At 64.0% G+C, this 2,542-nt stretch carries 3 protein-coding genes; all 3 read right to left on the bottom strand.

Annotated elements, in window-relative coordinates:
- Positions 1-653: 653 nt before the first annotated feature.
- Entirely contained in the window at positions 654-1,325 is a 672-nt protein-coding gene (locus VXC91_RS44480) for a TetR/AcrR family transcriptional regulator (RefSeq protein ID WP_329513028.1), read from the bottom strand.
- A 113-nt stretch (positions 1,326-1,438) separates the two neighbouring features.
- Entirely contained in the window at positions 1,439-1,660 is a 222-nt protein-coding gene (locus tag VXC91_RS47380; RefSeq protein WP_408057629.1) for an IS3 family transposase, read from the bottom strand.
- Between the two features lie 607 nt (positions 1,661-2,267).
- Positions 2,268-2,542, bottom strand: a 275-nt coding sequence (locus VXC91_RS44485; protein WP_329513029.1) for a hypothetical protein, incomplete at its 5' end; no start/stop codon positions are given.

Consider the following 2,542-nt stretch of genomic DNA (forward strand, 5'->3'; position numbering starts at 1 on the left):
ACCTGCTCAGGTCCAGAGCGTCCGGTTGGATGTGTTGCAGACAGTCCTGGTCGACCAAGCGTACGGAGCTGTCACTCTACTCCCAGTGCCTGTCTGAGCCTGTAGACGTAGGGCGCGCGGAGCCTATGGCCAACGGTGGGGCTTTGTCGCCCATACGCCCTCCACCAGTTTCGAGAGGCTTACAGGCCTGCCCGCCCTAAGAAACCGCGAAGCAAGCGCGGCGCACTGCCTCGGATGAACAGCTCCGGCCTCGACCCCCGTGTCTGTATAGGCGGACTGGGCCAAGTACTGAGAACCGGGTGCCCGCATACACGATGCCTACTGCTTTGGGGATTTTTGTGAGCGTTGGCTCCTTAACTATCCGCAAGGGAACATTTTCCCTCATCGTACCGCGGATCGGGCAATTTTCTGGACCCAATAGTCCACTCGTGGGGGGGTGTGAAGTGACTCTTTTACGCAGGGGGCCGCCACTTTTCGTTGGCGGCTGGGGCCGCATGCCCGGCAGTGGGGCGTGCGGACGAATACGCTCTCCCGCCGTCGCGCCCTCGGTCGCCTGCCGAGGACAGTGAAGTCCAGCCGGTAGGGAGACTGCGACGCAACCGTCTGTGGCGCCTCACCCGGGACTTCTCGACGCCGTCTCATCCCGGACGGCTTTAGTGCCCTCTCGTGCCTCCTTCAGGCGGATTGCCGTCTTCGGCGGGCACGGCATAGGCCTTGATGTGGCCGATCGCCATGTCGAGGGCGATCCTCATGGGTTTGACGTCTCGGACCGTCTGCGCAAGGAGGTAGCCGCCTTGAAGGGCGGCCATGAGACCAGTGGCAAGCTCTCCGGCGTTGGCGTCGGCACGGAGGACTCCTGAGTCCTTCATCCTCACGAGCCCGGCCGAGAGCATCCCTTCCCAGGTGTCGAAGTACCGGGCGATCGCCTTGCGAGCCTCTTCGTCCTGATCGGTCAGCTCGCTTGCGAGGGAGCCGAGCGGGCAGCCGTACGCTCCGTTTCGGAGCGCATTGTGTTCGATCACTGCGTCCCGCCAGCGCTCCAGCCCGCGGAGGGAGTTGAGCCGCCGCAGTAGCTGGTGCTGGCGTTCGAGCAATTCTACTGCCTGCAACGCGACTACGTCCCGCACCAACGCATCCTTGTCGGGGTAGTGGCGGTAGAGCTGGGATTTACTCGTTCCGCTGGCCGCTCTGATCTCGTCGAGGGTCGTGGCAGACACGCCCTTGACGTACATCATGTCGGCGGCGGCCCTCAAAATGCGCTCTCGAGTAGCCCGCCCGCGCTCAGTCAGCCGGGAGCCGTTTTTGTCGCTCGCCTGTTCCGCCACACTGACCAGATTACCGCTGCAAAGGTAGCAGGATTCAGAGTGGACCTCAAGGTCCCTTTTTGGCCCTCCCCCCGCCACTCGGCGCATCCGACCTGGAGTACTTCTGCCCCGGCTCAGCGGCCGTGAAGTCCCGCTGGAACAGGTCCGGGACCTGCAAGGCCGCCGATTCGGGGACAGTGGTGCATGCATCTACGCAGGCGGATGCCGGTGATGGCAAACGTCCGCAGCACCCGGGCGACCCGCTTCTCGTTGACCCGCAGGCCCGTTTCCCTCAGCTCTGCGGTTACCCGTGGGGAGCCGTAGGCGCCGCCGGACTTAGGGTGGACCTCTCGGATCTTGCCCTACAGGAGCCGGTCGGCCCGCCGCCGGACCGCTGTGGCCTCCCGGCCGGCCACTTGTAGTAGCTGGACCTGTTCACGTTCAGGACCTCGCAGAGCCGCTTCACCTCGTAGGCGTCCCGGTGGTCGTCGACGAACTGGAAGCGGCTCCCCACCAGTTCGTCTCCCCCGCGAAATACTTGGCCTCTTTGCGAAGTATGTCCCGCTCGGTGGCCAGCTTCCGCTCACTCGCCTCGAGCTCGGCCACCCTGGCCTCCAGCTGCCGGATCCGTTCGTCCGGATCAGCCGACGGCGTCGCCTGCATGACTCGGGCCGCTGTCTGCCCGGCCGGTGCGGCAACCGGGCCGGCGCCGCGGCGTTCGCGGTCTCGCAGCACGCACTCGCGCAGCGTGGCCCGGTTGATGCCCAGGTCTGCGGCGATGCTCTTGTAGGTCGCCTGGATGTGGACTCGTACAGAGCCACGGCATCAGCCTTGAACTCGTCCGAGTAATCGTTCATCGCCATCGACAGTGTCTCGCTTCCTCCGGATCAAGCAGATCCAGTATCAGCGTGTCCACCACCCAGGGGGCGCGATACCTCGGCCCGTATTCGAGCGACAATCTCGTCATCGATCACTGCTCATTCGCATCAGACGTGACTGCCAGACACGGGCCATACCTCGCACGTCTGCCACCAGCAGCATAAAGTTCAGACACAGGCTCTGACGGTCGAGGGCCGGCCGACTTCCAGCCCCTTTGCATGACCATGCCGTGTCCGTATGACGAAACAGATGTACGTACACCGACCCACGACACGCTTCCCTGGCAGCGATCCCCATTTCGTCGCCGGGAGATTCACCAAAAGGAGAAAGCCCCGCGATGGGGAACACGTTCTTGCGTA

Source organism: Streptomyces chiangmaiensis (assembly GCF_036281785.1).
Lineage (GTDB): Bacteria > Actinomycetota > Actinomycetes > Streptomycetales > Streptomycetaceae > Streptomyces > Streptomyces chiangmaiensis.